Consider the following 16,261-nt stretch of genomic DNA (forward strand, 5'->3'; position numbering starts at 1 on the left):
GAAAAAGTAAGAAGGAAAAAGTAAGAAGGAAAAAGTAAGAAGGAAAAAGTAAGAAGGAAAAAGTAAGAAGGAAAAAGTAAGAAGGAAAAAGTAAGAAGGAAAAAGTAAGAAGGAAAAAGTAAGAAGAAAAAAGTAAGAAGAAAAAAGGACTTTAGAAATAATTTCTTGATAAATGATAGATTTTTTTACATAGCATTTCTCAAGCTCGTGAGGTAAAGTTATCTTTGTTTTCCCTGTATCCTAAATAGGTTGTAAAATTTAATGGTGTGGGTTTGGTATCCAAACCGATCTAAAAACTATAAAATTTATGATATTTCCAGATTTCTCCCAATTTTCCCAACTAGCAAAACAAGGTAATTTTATTCCTGTGTTTCAAGAATGGGTAGCAGACCTTGATACTCCTGTATCTGCTTGGTATCGGGTTTGCGCTGCTCAACCCTACAATTTTTTACTAGAATCAGTTGAAGGTGGGGAAAAAATCGGACGTTATAGTTTTCTTGGTTGCGATCCATTGTGGATATTGGTAGCAAGAGGGAACCAAACTACCCAAACTTACCGGGATGGCACAGTTAAAACTTTTGAGGGCGACCCTTTTGAGATTCTAGATAAATGTATTAAACCATATCATCCTGTAAAATTACCCCAACTACCTCCTAATATTGGTGGTTTATTTGGGTATTGGGGTTATGAACTAATTAAGTGGATCGAACCTCGTGTTAATGTTTATCCAGCTACCGAAAATGATTTGCCTGATGGTTTGTGGATGCAGGTAGATAATTTGTTGATTTTTGACCAGGTGAAGCGGAAAATTTGGGCGATCGCTTACGCAGATATTAGTTCTCCAAAGGTAGACTTAGAAGTAGTATATCAACAAACTTGCGATCGCGTTTCTCAGTTAGTAGAAAAACTACAGTCTCCCTTATCGCGAGAAAATACTTTGCTAGAATGGCAACCACCTAGAAAAAAGGATAAAGAAGTTAGTGATATATATACTAGCAACACACCTCGTGCAGAATTTTGTGCCAACGTTGAGAAAGCTAAAGAATATATCAAAGCAGGAGATATTTTTCAGGTAGTTATTTCCCAACAACTTTCTGCTGAATATACGGGAAAACCTTTTGCTCTGTATCGTTCCCTAAGATTAATAAACCCTTCTCCATATATGGCATATTTTAATTTTGGTGATTGGCAAATTATTGGTTCGAGTCCAGAAATCATGGTAAAAGTAGAAACAGCACCCGATGGGAAACACTTGGCAACTTTGAGACCTCTTGCTGGTACTCGTCGTCGTGGTAACACTTATGCAGAAGATAATGCTTTAGCTGAGGAGTTGTTACAGGATCCGAAAGAGAGAGCGGAACATATTATGTTAGTTGATTTAGGTCGGAATGATTTGGGGCGAGTTTGTCGAGTGGGAACGGTAAAAGTTGATAAGTTAATGGTGATTGAACGTTATTCTCATGTGATGCACATTGTAAGTAATGTGGTGGGAGAGTTGGCAGAAGAGCAAACTGCTTGGGATGTATTGAAAGCTTGTTTTCCTGCGGGTACTGTGAGCGGTGCGCCAAAAATTCGAGCGATGGAGATTATTAATGAATTGGAATTTTCTCGACGAGGGGTTTATTCTGGGGTTTATGGATATTATGATTTTGAGGGGCAGTTGAATAGTGCTATTAGTATTAGGACGATGGTTGTGAAACCGAAAAATGATGGCAAACATACTGTAATTGTACAAGCTGGAGCTGGTTTAGTTGCAGATTCTGTACCGGAAACAGAGTATGAGGAAACTATTAATAAAGCTAGAGGTTTATTGGAGGCAATTAGGTGTTTAAAAAGTGATGAAAAGAAAGATTAGGGAGTAGAAAATATAATTATAATAAAGCAAGCATTTAGCGGTTAGCTATTTATTTTACTTTGAGATAAAAGCTTTATGATTAAATAATTTGATCTGTAAAAAATTCAGATTTCAGTTTTTTTATTCACTTAAATATCCTCCTTAAGATTAAGCTTTTTATTGCTATTAGCTGACAGCTAATAGCTGGATGTTTAAATAAATAATAACAAACAAAATGAAAGCATAAAAAAACAGATGAATAGTATTATAAATTTATGGAAATTCCTCTGGAATATATTACAGAGAATTATATTGGAGAGGTTAGTTATTAACTTTAATAGTGAAAAATAAAGCAGGAAGATGGATATTTCTGTCTTTCATCTTGCCTACACTAATGCTTCATATTCTCGGTTATGTATCAGATTCAGAAGAAAGTAAAACTCAGGAAGCTATTGATGGATTAACAATAGTTTGTAAGGCTCAAGAAAATTATTACTTAGAGAGGGGAAAAATGTATAAGTAACCTAATCGTTCTAAAAGTGAGGCTAAATACTATTATTTCGGCTCAATTAAAGATAATCAAAATGACAATATTTCTGCTACTTATGCAGAACCAAAAGAATCTAATCTATCTACTTTTGTAGGAGTTCCATCTATGTCAAGTAAAAATAAATTTTATTGTTTAATTTGTGAAGCTAGTGCGGGGCATAGTGTAGATTTCTCAAAAGACTTTCCCATTGTTAATGGAGACTCAGTTGACTGCCCTGAAGGATATGCTCTATTGGCAAAATAAAAGAGTCTTTTTTTATTATTAACAATTACCCCAAATTTATCGCAAATAAGAAATTTGAACTAGGAGAAAAAATCAAATGCAAACTGAATTTAACTTTTTCCAACATTGGTATCCTCTTTCACCTGTGGAAGACCTTGACCCAGAAATTCCTGTTCCCGTAACTCTATTGGGAATGCGTTTAGTAATTTGGAAACCAAGATATTCTGAAAATTACCAGGTATTTTTAGATGTTTGTCCTCATCGTCTAGCACCTTTAAGCGAAGGTCGTGTTGATGAGAAAACTGGTAATTTAATGTGTAGTTATCATGGTTGGCAATTTGATTCTGATGGTATTTGTACTCATATTCCCCAAGCTGAAAATAAACAAATAATAGAAAAAAATCGGCAAAATTTCTGTGTAACTGCCTTGCCAGTACAGGAGAAAAATGATTTACTTTGGGTTTGGCCTGATGCCAAAACAGCAGAGTTAGCTGCGACTACACCTTTGCCATTATCACCACAAATAGATGCTGAGAAAGGTTTTGTCTGGTCTTCTTATGTCCGCGATCTAGAATATGATTGGGAAATTTTAGTAGAAAATGTCGCCGATCCTAGCCATGTTCCTTTTTCTCATCACGGAGTACAGGGTAATAGAAACAAAGCAATACCAATACCAATGGAGATTTTACAATCAACTATTGATTTAATCGAAGTTTCTATTTCGAGAAAAGATTTACCTACGAAAATTACTTTTGAACCTCCTTGTCATTTAGAATATGCAATTAGTATTGGTAGTGCTGAGAAAAAATTAGGACTTGTAACTTATTGTTTGCCAGTATCTCCTGGAAAATCTAGAATTGTTGCTCAGTTTACGAGGAACTTTGCTAAAACAATTCATCGGTTGACACCCCGTTGGTGGGATCATATTGGAGAGCGGAGTTTGATCCTTGATGGTGATATGGTTTTATTGAATCAGCAGGAGTATTTACTGAAACAAAAACAATCAAGTGAAAGTTGGAAAATAGCTTATAATTTACCTACAACTGCAGACCGTTTAGTAATTGAGTATAGAAATTGGTTTGATAAATATTGTGGTGGTAAATTACCTTGGAATGAGGTGGGAGTTAGTGATGTAAATAATTCTTTAATAAATAATAATCATGCTGTACTATTGGATCGTTATCAACAACATACTCAGCATTGTAGTAGTTGTCGCCAGACCTTAAAAAATCTACAAAGATTACAATTTTTACTTGTAATTTATTTCATAGTTATTGTTTCTGGAGTGTCTGTTTTTCCAGATAGTTTAAGGATGCAAATAGGTTTACCTTTAGTAATTACAGCACTTTTAGGAATGGGAATTTATGGTTGGTTGAAAATGTGGTTAATTCCTCAATTTTACTTTGTTGATTATATTCATGCTAAAAAATGAATTTATATTTTTGAGGCAGTAAGAAGATGGTTTTGGGATATTTCTACTTTTTCCACCCTCCTCAGATTCTCAGGACTTACGCAAATTCTTAGACAACACAACACCCTATTTGTAGGGGGCGAATGGGATTTGCGCTCCGCAAAGCTCCGCTAACGCTTCTACAAATAGGGTATATATTTTCATTTATAGCAACGGACAAGGCGATTAGGACGTGGACTGATGATTAATCAAAGACCACGGAAAGACTTGAACAACTGTTCCCTGTTCCCTCTTCCCTACTATACCTTGATAAAAAGTCAAGCTTTTCATTGTATCATGTTCGTTGGTATCGTTAGTGTAAAAATTGGGGAAATCTCTACCGCCATAATAAGGTTTTTCCTGCGTTTTAGGGGCGTTACGAAGTATGGGAAGCAAACGGCCGTTCGCCCCTACTTCTTCTTTATTTAGTAATTTTAGTAACACAAGTATCCTGCTTTTTACAGCCTAGAAGGCTGTGTTACAGTAGAGATTAACTGTACCTCACCATCCTCAAAAGTTCTATAATTCTTACTTTTGACTTTTGAATTTTGAATTAATTAACGTTGAGAAATAGTAATTAAAAATACTCCTGATACCATAATTGCAGCTCCTAATAATCTTTCTTTAATACCTTTTTCTTTAAGAATTATTTTTCCTAAAAATACGCTAAATAATGCACTGGTTCTTTTGACTGAAATTACATAGGCAACAAAAGTTAAATTTATGGCTACCATTTGACATCCCATTGCTACAGAATTAATCATACCATATATTATTAATTTCCAGCCACCAGTTTTAAGTTTGGATAGATTATGATGGGATTTATATAAAACAATTGGTAATAGCAAAATTGATACGGTGAAAAATACACAAACCACCCAAAAAATAGGAGAAGAATTTTGTACTCCTACTTTATCAAAGTTAGCACTAATACTCCAAACAAAAGCAACTAATAAGGCTAGTCGTGAACCTTCATCAGTAATTATTGCTTGAAAAGGAGCTAAATATCCTTGTTGTTTTTGTCTCAGATTTAATAGATAGGAACCTATGACAATTAATAATACTCCAATTATACCGAGTGGTTGAGGAAATTCTCCCACGATTAATGGAGAAGTTATTAACAAAAATAAAGGGCTAAAAGTAGTGATGGGAGCAATAATTGATAAGTCAGAAATTTTAATAGCTCTAAGATAAAAGGTGTAGGCGATCGCGTCTAATAAACCAGTTACTAAGAGAGCAAACCAAAAATTATTTCCTAACTGAGGAATGCCAATTAAAAATAATAGGGGACTCAAAAATAAAGAGGTGAAAAATGCTAGACTACATGTAGTAATATATTCATCAAAATTTTTAAGTTGTGTCTTGTTATAAACATCTTTAACAGATTGAAGAGAAGCTACTGAAATGGCTAAAAAAAACCAAAGCATTAATTGTTTTCCTGTTTAATTAGGGTTTCTTTTTTAAGGAGTAGGGGAGTGGGGGAGTGGGGGAGAAATATTATTGTTGGATTTCAGGTGCCATGGTTTCCTGCGGAATGCTTCCCGTTAGGGATGCTAGGCAAAGGCAAACGCAACCCTAACGGGAACAACCCAACCTAAATCTGAAACTTTTATCTGTTCCCTATTCCCTCCATACCTATTCCCAGTTAAGTGTTCCCAGTTAAGTGTTCCCTAAAATAAAATAACTTCAAAGCTAAATCTGGTCTATCTGTAATTAATGCAAATGCTCCTTGTTTCACAACTTCAGCCATTAATTTTTGATCATTAACTGTCCAAACATAAATATTCTTATTCATAAATTTCATTCGGGCTGCAAAACCTAATTTCATTAACCGATAATTAGGAGAAACAAAATCAGCTTTAGTTGTAAACAAACGAAATTCTGGAAAAATTTCTGATAATTGAGTAACAATTAAATTTTGAGGATTTCCCAATCCTAATAGCAACCCAGTTGTAATTTTATTATCAATCTTTTTAATAACAATAATTGCTGCATCAATAAAAGATTTAATTACATAATCTTGATAATCTAAATATTTTTTGACTAAATTAATTATCCCCATTTCATATCCAGCTTCTTTCAATTCAATATCAAGTTTAATTTTTCCTTGACACAACTTCAGCACATCTTCTACTAATGGAATTTCCAAACCTTTTGGTCGTGAAATATCTAAAAGTTGTTGATAAGTCAAATCACTAAGTTTTCTGCCATCAATTGACTCATCGTGAAAAGCAACAAATAAATTGTCCTGAGTTTTTCTAACATCAAACTCTACCATTGAAACCCCTAACTCAATAGCTTTGGCAAAAGATTCTAAAGTATTGTCAAATTTCACCAAGCCAGATGCGCCCCGGTGAGCAATAATTAATGGTTGAGTAGTCATTAGATTTTATTTTTTGTGATAATTAAGGTTTAATAAGTTAGTCTAATCTATAATTGTTACTCTAAATAGAATAGACATGACAAATACACCAATAGAACCACCATCAGGAATAGAACCACCATCAGGGCCAAAGCCAGTGAAATTTGATGAGTGGATTGCCATATTTGTAGCCTTAGCAGCTTTTGGCAGTATATTTTTCTGGGCAACAACTAGAGAAAATAGCGGGTTTAATCTACTTTCTAATCCCATGCTTTCTACATCTCTACCTGAAACTGTTGATGGTCCTAATATTACTACTGAGAAGTCAATTTTTAATTTAGGTACTGAACTTCCAACTCCTACTGATAAGTCAGTATTAAGTATTGCTCAAACACCTCTAACTATTCCAGAATTAGGACAAAGTTTAGGTACTTTGCCCCCTATTACTGATAGTGTTAAGAAGTTAGGAGAAGTTGAGGTAGAAACTGAAATAGTTGAATTGGATAAACCAACAAAAAGAACTAATCGAAAAGCTGTTCCAGAAGTTAGTGATGATTTAGCACAATTAGAAATTACTAGAAGATTATCGGAATCTTTACCTACTGCATCACCAGAAGTTCAAGATTCTCCAATCGTAACTGAGATTATACCTGTAGCACCTCTTATTCCTAGTCCAACTACAAGTTCACCCCAAGCTACGGATATTCCTGAATCTCCAAAGGTGGAAACTCCTAAGTCTAAAGCTACGGATATTCCTGAATCTCCAAAGGTAGAAACTCCTAAGTCTAAAGCTACGGATATTCCTGAATCTCCAAAGGTAGAAACTCCTACTGAGGTGATTAAATTTTCTGATGTTCCTGATAGTTTTTGGGCAGGTAATTTTATTTACTCTTTAGCAGAACAGGATATTATTAGTCAGATTAATAGTGGTAAATATGAACCAGATAAACCTGTAACCAGAGCAGAATTTGCTAGTCACGTTTTGCAAGTAGTTGAAGAAAAATCAACTAGAAAATCACTTAATTATGAAGATGTAAAGGAAAATTCAACAGCTAAAAATGACATTCAAATAGCGACTGAATCTGGTTTTTTAAGTGGGTATCCAGGGAATGTTTTTCGCCCAGATCAACAAGTATCAAAAGTACAAGTTTTAGTTTCTTTAGTTACTGGTTTAAATCTGGAAATTCCATCTAATTCTGATGAGGTTTTAAGTATTTATAAAGACAAGGAAGAAATTCCTAATTGGGCTAAAGAAAAAGTAGCTGCAGCTACTGCTGCTGGATTAGTAGTTAACTATCCAAATGTGACAAGTTTGAATCCCAACCAACCTGCTACTCGTGCTGAAGTTGCAGCAATTCTTTATCAAGCTTTAGTAAAATTAGGGGAAGAAGAACAGGTTGTGTCTGAATATATTGTAATTCCTAAAAAGTAGAATTAATTATCTTTTTTTGATTAGGACTTACCCATGAACGCTATTGTTAGTGGATTGTTTCACCTAAAATGGTGCATGGGGTAGGGGCGGATTTTAGCAAGAATTTTCATAGCTAATCTAAGGTTTACATAAACCCGCCCCATTAGAGGGTGCGTGGTAATGGGGGACGGGTTTAGCTAACTTACTGGTGAAGACTCATTAACTCACTTGTAATTTTTCGGGAACCGTAACCCGCTCCTACAGAACCTGATTCCTGAATGCAGGATTTTAGTTGTGTCTGCTGACTACTGGGGTGTTTCACAAAATAGTGCATGGGGTAGGGGCGGGTTTTAGCAAGAATTTTTCATGGCTAATCTAAGGTTTACATAAACCCGCCCCATTAGAGAGTGCGTGGTAATGGGGGGCGGGTGAGAAATTAATGAATAATGAAATCAGGTTTCCGCCCCTTGCCTAATATATCTCGATTTTAACCAGAGGTAATAATTAATTATTAATTATTGAACTGTTCCCTGTTCCCTAAAAGCAAAAATAAGATTGCTATATGCTGGAATCAATAGAAAAATTATTAGTAAATCTAGGTCAATTGTTTACAACTCCTCTACTCTATATAGGAGATACTAATATATCTTTAAGTTTACTTTTTCAATTAAGTATATATTTAATTATAGCCCTGCTTTTAGGTAGAATATTCAAAAATTTACTCACCAAAGTATTGTTAGTAAAACTAGGTATAGATAAAGCTAATCGAGAAGCAATATCAACAATTTTTAGCTATGGAATTAGCAGTTTAGGAATATTAGTTATTCTCCAAACCCAAGGTTTTAATGTTTCTTCATTAGCAGTTTTAGCTGGGGGTTTGGGTGTCGGTATTGGTTTAGGTTTTCAGAATATTACAAAAAACTTTATTAGTGGTTTGAATGTATTAATAGAAAGACCGATTAAAATAGGAGATTTTATTCAATTAGAGAATGATTTAGGTTTTGTGGAAGAAATTGGTTTACGTTCAACCAGAATTAGAACTTTACAGGATAGTCATGTGATTATTCCTAATGGTATGTTAATAGAAGGGAAAATACATAATTTAACTTACGATAATTTTCAAGGCAGAATTGAAGTTGATGTTTTTGTTTCTGATGATAGTGACCCAGTATTAGTTACGGAAGCTATTTTAATGGCAGCTTATATGGAACCAGCAGTATTACGAGAACCTCATCCAAAAGTTTTGTTTTTAGGTTTTGAAGATAATGCTTTTAGATTTCAATTATGGGCATGGGTAAATGAAATCTATAATGAACCGCTTTATATGAGTTCTTTACGATTTTCAATTCAGCATAATTTGGATAAACAAGGTGTTTTAGTTCCTTGGGATCATTTTAATATTTATTTTCACCATCCACCGCATTCTAAAAATTCAGAATCATCTCCAAATACTATTCTTCACGGGTTAAAAAACTATGAGTCTATATCTGATAAACCTTTATCAGCTAGAGATTTATTAAAGCAAGTTACTTATTTTGAAAATTTTACTAATTTGGAGTTAAGAAAACTAATTGAAGTAGGATATAGAAAACGTCTCAAACGATTAGATTTTTTATTCCATGAAGGAGAACCTGGTGATACTTTTTATATTATTCTTTCTGGTTCTGTAGAGGTTTTTGTGGAAAAAATTAATAAGCATTTGATTACTCTTAAAGCGGGAAAATTTTTCGGAGAATTATCTTTAATGTTAGGTATTCCTCGGACGGCTTCTGTGAGGGCAATTGAAGATACTATTTTATTTGCAATTCATAAAAAAGGCTTTGAAAAAATGTTGCATGAAAATCCAGAATTAGCAGAGGTAATAGTACAAGAGTTTGGTAAACATCAAGAGGAATTATTGGAACGTCAAAATGAGCTAAGGGAAATGGGGTTAGTTGATGCACAAGAATATGATAAAAATATTCTGGTTTGGGTAAGAAACCGTCTCAAGAATTTGTTTAATTTGAATTAATTAGGAATTAGGAAGAGGGAAAAAGGAGGAAGAAGTAATAGCGATCGCTTCCCTTTTCAACTAATCGGCATTCAACTCTACAGTGGGGTGAGACCTAGAAACCCGGTTTCTGTTTCCAGTGCATAACAGAGAAAGAAGGGGGAAGGAAGATGAAAAACCACCTTTGTCCATTTTTTATAATTCACATTTCCCAAAAAAAATTTTTATAGCAGATTCTTGAAGTTATCAGGACTAAAGCGATGATGAAGGAGTTTTAGGCATTTGAGATTGCTATCAGTCCGGAATGGGACCCATTCATGTCGCGGAGCGAAACGCTGTCGTTCGTATCGGAAAAATTGCGTTGCTTTGCGTAAGTCCTGGTTATATCATGTTCGGTTAAATAGTTATGATTAGGATATAGATGGAATAGATGGAAGAGATACCTCAAACGAGATTGCTTCCTTGCACTCCGTTCCAGTCGATTGTAAGCGACATCCGAACATGACATGATCAGGATTTACACAAAGGCGCTATATATAGAGTCTTGGTGCGTTACACTTCTTCCTGCTTCTCAGCTATTTGTTGAACCAAACAATAGCATGGAACAAGTTAAATTTTGGATTACTTCCATAGTAATATTACTAACTGCTAACCCACCAGCAGTACGACGGCGAATCGAACGCAAAATAACTAAATCAACATATTTTGATTCTTGGGTAATCACACGGGAAGCATCATCATGGCGAACTGTTTTAATTTCTGTTTTCACCTGAAAACCTGACTGATAAATTATAGTCGATAACTGAGATTCAAAATCATTCATCTGTTGTTCAGCAGTTCTCGGATCGCAAACATGGAGAAATGTTACTTCCCCTTGATTTGTATCTGCAAACATTAGGGAAAAAGTAATTTCTTGCAAAGTTTGTGGCGTTATATGCTTCAGAGGAACTAAGATCACACGAATATTAGTCGGTTCATCTAACAAACGCATTACAGCTACCGGACAGTGACAAGAGCCAAACACATTGTTAATAATATTGCCAAATAAACGCGAACGCAAACCACCTATTTCACTCCATCCCATAACAATGAGATCGGCATTTTTCTCTTTTGCGGTGCGACTTATTCCTTCCGCAATATCATCATCAATTCTAATATCAGGTTGAGCTTCAACCTGAAATTCTTTACTGATCTCCACAGCACGATTCAGTAAACGCCGATTCATGCGCATGGCACTATCTAGTTCTATCTCATCCATGTGAACATGAGCTTGGACAATAGATAATGGGATAATAAATCCTGATTGATGACGAGCTAAAAGTGCTGCCATTTCCACTAAATATATTACTGTGAGGCGATTATTTACTGGAACTAATACAGTAAAAGGATCGACTTTACCATCTTCAGCATATTTTTGTTTACTTATTATCTTGTCAGTTTTGATATCTATTTGAGGTAGTGGCAACCGACTAGCAAATATAGTAGTCATCAAAGGTCCCAAAATAGATGTCACTAACATTAAAACTATAATACTATTGAATACTGATTCAGAAATTAATCCCACATTGAAACCAACTAATGCTGCTGCTAGGGTTGCTGCTACTTGTGGTATTGATAGAGACCACATAGTAAAAGCTTGATTCCAACTATAACGGTAAATAATTTTAGCGATCGCTGCTGCTAAGAATTTACTTCCTACTAAAGCAACTACTATTCCCAGAGTTAGTGCAAAGTTGTTGGTGAGACTTTCTATAAATGCTTGTATATCTAAAAGTAAACCCATACCCACAAAGAAAAAAGGTATAAATAGGGTGCTACCAACAAATTCAATTTTTTCCTTGACTGGACCTGTACCTACGAGATCGTTAACTGCTAAACCTGCTAAAAATGCACCTATAATTTTATCAACATTGATTAACTCTGCACCAACTGATGCCAAAAATACTGCTAACAAAATAAACAAAAATTGATTGCTTTCTTGGTCTCCAGTGCGCCGGAAATATTGTCTTCCTACTGAGTCTAAACCGAATAATACTCCGACTGAATATAATCCTAAAGCGATTAACTGTACGCTTAAACTAGCTACAGAAAATTCTCCAGCATGAATTGATACACAAATTGCTAATACTAACAATGCAGCAATATCTGTAAAAATTGTTGCACCGATGGTGACAGTCACAGCTTCATTACTTACTACCCCTAAGCGGTTCACAATGGGAAAACCTAACAAAGTATGGGAAGCAAGTAAAGAACCAATGAGAACAGAAGAGTTCCAACCAAAGCCAAATATTTTCCCTAAGAGAAGACCACCAATGAGCGGTAGTGCAAAGGTAGCCATGCCAAAACCCAGGGAACGTTCTTTAGTTTTCCGGAACTCAGCGAGATCAATTTCTAGTCCGGCAACGAACATTAAATATATTTTGCCTATTTCTGTGAATAATTTCATTGCCTGATCGTCAGAAGTTAGAAGTTGAATCCCACTGGGTCCTAAAATAACTCCAGCAACCAATAAACCTACTAACCCAGGAAGACGCAAACGCTCAAAAATTGGCGGTACAGTTAAGATGACTGCTAAAAGAATAGTAAATGGAACGATAGGAGTATCTGGTAAAAATTGTAGCATATCTGTTCAATAATTGATAATTAATGGTAGTCCTGCATAGTAATGATATACAGGAAATAAGGAATACCTAATGTCGCAGCAAGATGCTCTCACTGTGCCTCCTAATCAAGGTAATGAAAATGCACGACCATTACAATGCACCACTACCGTAATTTTTGCCTTTTTTTTAACCTTGAAATTTCAGGACTTACGCAAAGGTACTACCTATAGATTTAAAAAACTATTGTGCAATAGTTTTTGAAGCTACATATAGCTTCCCTGCGTAAGTCCTAATTTTAACAGTCTTTGGACTAAAGCCATGTGAACCCAGAAACCCGGTTTCTCCAGGATGTTTATTGTCAAAAACAATAATTTACCGTAAAAACCGGGTTTCTTTGCATAAGTCCTAATAAAATCAATCCTGACAATATATTACCCCTACTCCCTTACTCCCTACTCCCTACTCCCTTACTCCCTTACTCCCTACTCCCTACTCCCTACTCTAGTAATATTATTGACTAACAAGATGGGAACTAACATCCTTTTTTTGAGTATATTCTTGAATGTATTCCAAAAATGCTTGCGCTATAACTGATAATTGTTTCCCATCTAAATAGGATATATACCACTGTCGCTGAATGGGAAAACCTTTAACTTCTAAAGTAGTAAGTTCCAACTCAGAACCTTGACTATATAAGGTATGTTCCGACAAAACAGAAATTCCTAACCCACCGGCGATCGCTTGTTTAATCGCCTCATTACAATTAAGTTCTAAACGCACGTTCACAGAAATTTTGTGTTTAGCAAAAAGTTGTTGTACTGCTTTGCGCGTACCAGAACCCTGTTCTCGCATAATAAAAGCTTCATTTATGAGACGTTTAATTGGTATATTTTTCTGCTTTGCCAAGGGATGATTTTTGTTAGCCACTAAAACCAAGGGATTATCCATTATCGGTTCTCTACATAAAGGAATATCTTCTGGTGGTTGACTCATTATATATAGATCGTCTTGGTTTTCCAACATTCGCCTAGCGATCTGTTGATGGTTTGTTACTTCTAGAGCAACATCAATTTTGGGATATTTTTGGCAGAAATAACCTAAGATTCTAGGAACAAAATATTTAGCAGTTGTCACCACGGCTAAACTTAACTTTCCTTGTTTTGTACCTTTACTATCGGCAACTAACATTTCAAAGCGATCTAGTTGTCCAAATACTTCCTGACAAGTAGCCAATAATTCTTGACCAATGTCAGTTAAGTAAAGTTGTTTACCTATTTGCTCAAATAAAGGCATCCCTACTGTCTGGGTGAGCTGCTTCATTTGACTTGAGACAGTGGGTTGGGTAATGAATAATTCTTCAGCAGCTTTAGTAAAGCTACCATAACTAGCTACTGTCCGAAACACTCTTAACTGATGTAAAGTTGCCTGAATCAAGGACTTTTCCTCCAATAATCAGAAATATAAAGAAAAACTTAAGACTTATATAAGTAATTGCAAACTATTAGGTATTGCATTCTTGATTAATTTTTATCATAATTCTTAACATAGACTAAAGTCAATAGTTAATAAAAACTACATTGACTAAATTAAATAGAACAGGGCGTGACATTTGTAGTCATCTTGAGATGACTCAGCTATCAGCCAAGGATTAAAATCCTTGGCCAGCCATCGGGTATATGGTTAACATCAGGTTGCATTAATTAACCGAAATACAAAAAGATAGGGCGCGACATTTGTAGTCATCTTGAGATGACTTCAGCTATCAGCCAAGGATTTCAATCCTTGGGGAGCCATCGGGTGTATGGTTAATATGAGGTGGGATTAATTAACCACAATACAAAAAGACAAAGCACGACATTTGTAGTCATCTTGAGATGACTTCAGCTATTAGCCAAGGATTGAAGTCCTTAGCTACCTAATAAAAAAAAGAAGATAACAATAATATAAAACAATGGCTACGCAAGTATTTAACAAAATCAATTTCAGAAACGTTAAGGGCGATATGTTCGGTGGTTTAACTGCTGCTGTTATCGCTCTCCCTATGGCACTCGCCTTCGGTGTTGCCTCTGGTGCCGGACCTGCTGCTGGTTTATACGGTGCCGTATTAGTTGGTTTATTCGCCGCACTGTTTGGAGGTACTCCAACTCTAATTTCCGAACCCACCGGACCAATGACCGTAGTAATGACTGCGGTGATTGCTCACCTAACCGCTTCCAACCCAGAAAATGGCATGGCAATGGCTTTCACAGTAGTAATGCTAGCTGGTTTATTCCAAATTGGTTTTGGTTTATTAAAGTTGGGTAAATACATTACCATGATGCCTTACAATGTGGTTTCTGGCTTCATGTCAGGCATCGGTCTCATTCTGATTATCCTGCAAATAGGTCCGTTTCTCGGACAAGCTAGTCCGAAGGGTGGTGTAGTTGGAACAATCCAGAATATTCCCGAACTTTTAACGAATATTAATCCCATAGAAACAGGTTTAGCAGTTCTGACAGTAGTTATCCTGTTCACCATGCCAGCTAAACTCAAGAAAATTGTTCCAGCACCATTAGTAGCATTAGTAGTTGGAACCGTGATTTCCGTTGTATTGTTCTCAGGTACTGAAATTCGTCGCATTGGTGAAATTCCTAGTGGTCTTCCTAGCTTACACTTACCTTACTTTACTCCGGAACAGTTACAGTTAATGGTAGTTGATGCTGTAGTATTAGCAATGCTTGGTTGTATTGATGCTCTATTAACTTCTGTCGTTGCTGACAGTTTAACTCGGACTCAACACGATTCTGATAAAGAATTGATTGGTCAAGGTTTAGGTAACTTAGCTTCGGGTTTGTTTGGTGGTATTGCTGGTGCTGGTGCAACTATGGGTACTGTTGTTAATATCAATACAGGCGCTCGTACTGCTTTATCAGGTATCACTCGTGCTGTAATTTTGATGGTGGTAGTTTTGGGAGCTGGTAGTTTAACAGCACAAATCCCGATGGCTGTTTTAGCAGGTATTGCTCTCCAAGTTGGGATTAAAATTATTGACTGGGGTTTCCTCAAGCGTGCCCATAATATCTCCTGGAAATCGGCAATTATTATGTACGTTGTGATTGGTCTAACTGTATTTGTTGACTTGATTGCTGCTGTAGGTATTGGGGTATTTATTGCTAATGTTCTGACTATTGATCGCTTGACTCAGCTCAAATCTGAAGATGTTAAAGCTATCACTGATGCTGATGATGCAATTATCTTGGATAATGATGAGAAAGAATTATTAGATCGTGCTGAAGGTCGAATTTTACTGTTCCATTTGAGTGGTCCGATGATATTTGGTGTTTCTAAAGCTATTTCTCGTCAGCACACACTTTTGAATAACTATGAAGTCTTGATTGTAGATTTGAGTGAAGTACCTCACATGGGTGTAACTTCTGCTCTAGCAATAGAAAATGCGATTCAAGAAACTCTTGATACAGGTCGTGCAGTATTCGTTGTTGGTGCTGCTGGAAGTGTAAAACGACGGTTAGAAAAATTGGGAGTTTTGAATATTGTACCTTCACAAAATCAATTGATGGATCGAAAGCAAGCATTGGTTAAAGCTGTGAGTTTAGTTACTTCTGATATTAGTGTTAATAGTGCTGTTCTTAATGGAACTCAAAGTCAATCTCCAATAGATACTCTGATTAAATAGAAGTATTCAAAAAAGATAACAGGTTTGACTAAAGATTAAAAATCAGAAACAGGCGATCGCTTTGGTTTTCTGAGTGTAGGGGTGAATAGCATTCGCCCCTACAATATTTTTATTCAACTATACTTCTCCAGAAAAGAGGTATGGGGGCAATAGGCAATAGGAAGAA

12 protein-coding genes are annotated in these 16,261 nt (G+C 35.7%); 7 read left to right on the forward strand and 5 right to left on the reverse strand.

Translation table 11 applies throughout. From position 1 onward, the window contains the following. The first annotated feature begins 307 nt into the window (after positions 1–307). The 4 genes from trpE to VKJ25_RS19570 all read left to right on the forward strand — a co-directional run bounded on the left by trpE (position 308) and on the right by VKJ25_RS19570 (position 4,038). Positions 308–1,855, forward strand: coding sequence for an anthranilate synthase component I (gene trpE, locus VKJ25_RS19555; RefSeq protein WP_324238315.1), 1,548 nt, complete (start codon positions 308–310; stop codon positions 1,853–1,855). A 319-nt stretch (positions 1,856–2,174) separates the two neighbouring features. Further along, a complete protein-coding gene (locus VKJ25_RS19560; RefSeq protein ID WP_324238316.1) occupies positions 2,175–2,357 on the forward strand; it encodes a hypothetical protein in 183 nt (60 codons plus the stop codon). 132 nt (positions 2,358–2,489) lie between these two features. Beyond that, complete coding sequence (locus tag VKJ25_RS19565) at positions 2,490–2,627, forward strand: hypothetical protein (protein WP_324238317.1); 138 nt, start codon at positions 2,490–2,492, stop codon at positions 2,625–2,627. 76 nt (positions 2,628–2,703) lie between these two features. Beyond that, positions 2,704–4,038, forward strand: a complete 1,335-nt coding sequence (locus VKJ25_RS19570; protein WP_324238318.1) for an aromatic ring-hydroxylating dioxygenase subunit alpha — start codon at positions 2,704–2,706, stop codon at positions 4,036–4,038. Between the two features lie 204 nt (positions 4,039–4,242). Here the strand turns inward: VKJ25_RS19570 and VKJ25_RS19575 are convergent, their stop codons facing one another. The 3 genes from VKJ25_RS19575 to VKJ25_RS19585 form a co-directional block, all read right to left on the reverse strand. Beyond that, the gene (locus VKJ25_RS19575; RefSeq protein WP_324238319.1) at positions 4,243–4,500 is read right to left on the reverse strand and encodes a hypothetical protein; all 258 of its coding nucleotides are present in this window, start codon (positions 4,498–4,500) and stop codon (positions 4,243–4,245) included. A gap of 113 nt (positions 4,501–4,613) precedes the next feature. Next, positions 4,614–5,483, reverse strand: a complete 870-nt coding sequence (locus VKJ25_RS19580) for an EamA family transporter (protein ID WP_324238320.1) — start codon at positions 5,481–5,483, stop codon at positions 4,614–4,616. 218 nt (positions 5,484–5,701) lie between these two features. Beyond that, positions 5,702–6,439, reverse strand: a complete 738-nt coding sequence (locus VKJ25_RS19585; protein ID WP_324238321.1) for a glycerophosphodiester phosphodiesterase — start codon at positions 6,437–6,439, stop codon at positions 5,702–5,704. Positions 6,440–6,515: 76 nt separating this feature from the next. On the opposite strand from VKJ25_RS19585, the gene VKJ25_RS19590 reads away from it, so the two are divergent. Then, positions 6,516–7,850 (forward strand): S-layer homology domain-containing protein, encoded by a 1,335-nt coding sequence (locus tag VKJ25_RS19590; protein ID WP_324238322.1) that lies wholly within the window; start codon positions 6,516–6,518, stop codon positions 7,848–7,850. A gap of 541 nt (positions 7,851–8,391) precedes the next feature. Beyond that, positions 8,392–9,840, forward strand: a complete 1,449-nt coding sequence (locus VKJ25_RS19595; protein ID WP_324238323.1) for a mechanosensitive ion channel domain-containing protein — start codon at positions 8,392–8,394, stop codon at positions 9,838–9,840. A 550-nt stretch (positions 9,841–10,390) separates the two neighbouring features. On the opposite strand, the gene VKJ25_RS19600 is transcribed toward VKJ25_RS19595, so the two are convergent. Together VKJ25_RS19600 and VKJ25_RS19605 are read right to left on the reverse strand one after the other, a co-directional pair. Next, positions 10,391–12,442 carry a cation:proton antiporter gene (locus VKJ25_RS19600; protein ID WP_324238324.1) on the reverse strand — a complete coding sequence of 684 codons (2,052 nt, stop codon included), beginning with the start codon at positions 12,440–12,442 and terminating at the stop codon, positions 10,391–10,393. A 490-nt stretch (positions 12,443–12,932) separates the two neighbouring features. Then, positions 12,933–13,856, reverse strand: a complete 924-nt coding sequence (locus VKJ25_RS19605) for a LysR family transcriptional regulator (protein WP_324238325.1) — start codon at positions 13,854–13,856, stop codon at positions 12,933–12,935. Between the two features lie 517 nt (positions 13,857–14,373). On the opposite strand from VKJ25_RS19605, the gene bicA reads away from it, so the two are divergent. Beyond that, a complete protein-coding gene (bicA, locus tag VKJ25_RS19610) occupies positions 14,374–16,095 on the forward strand; it encodes a bicarbonate transporter BicA (protein WP_324238326.1) in 1,722 nt (573 codons plus the stop codon). Positions 16,096–16,261 lie beyond the last annotated feature (166 nt).

This window comes from Okeania sp., from assembly GCF_035285525.1.
Classification (GTDB): Bacteria; Cyanobacteriota; Cyanobacteriia; order Cyanobacteriales; family Microcoleaceae; genus Trichodesmium.

Bases quoted from the DNA above. Each gene is read 5' to 3' on its own strand.
- VKJ25_RS19600 (WP_324238324.1), bottom strand. From the start codon at position 12,442: ATGCTACAATTTTTACCAGATACTCCTATCGTTCCATTTACTATTCTT.
- VKJ25_RS19595 (WP_324238323.1), top strand. From the start codon at position 8,392: ATGCTGGAATCAATAGAAAAATTATTAGTAAATCTAGGTCAATTGTTT.
- VKJ25_RS19580 (WP_324238320.1), bottom strand. From the start codon at position 5,483: ATGCTTTGGTTTTTTTTAGCCATTTCAGTAGCTTCTCTTCAATCTGTT.
- VKJ25_RS19565 (WP_324238317.1), top strand. From the start codon at position 2,490: ATGTCAAGTAAAAATAAATTTTATTGTTTAATTTGTGAAGCTAGTGCG.
- VKJ25_RS19585 (WP_324238321.1), bottom strand. From the start codon at position 6,439: ATGACTACTCAACCATTAATTATTGCTCACCGGGGCGCATCTGGCTTG.
- VKJ25_RS19570 (WP_324238318.1), top strand. From the start codon at position 2,704: ATGCAAACTGAATTTAACTTTTTCCAACATTGGTATCCTCTTTCACCT.
- VKJ25_RS19590 (WP_324238322.1), top strand. From the start codon at position 6,516: ATGACAAATACACCAATAGAACCACCATCAGGAATAGAACCACCATCA.
- bicA (WP_324238326.1), top strand. From the start codon at position 14,374: ATGGCTACGCAAGTATTTAACAAAATCAATTTCAGAAACGTTAAGGGC.
- trpE (WP_324238315.1), top strand. From the start codon at position 308: ATGATATTTCCAGATTTCTCCCAATTTTCCCAACTAGCAAAACAAGGT.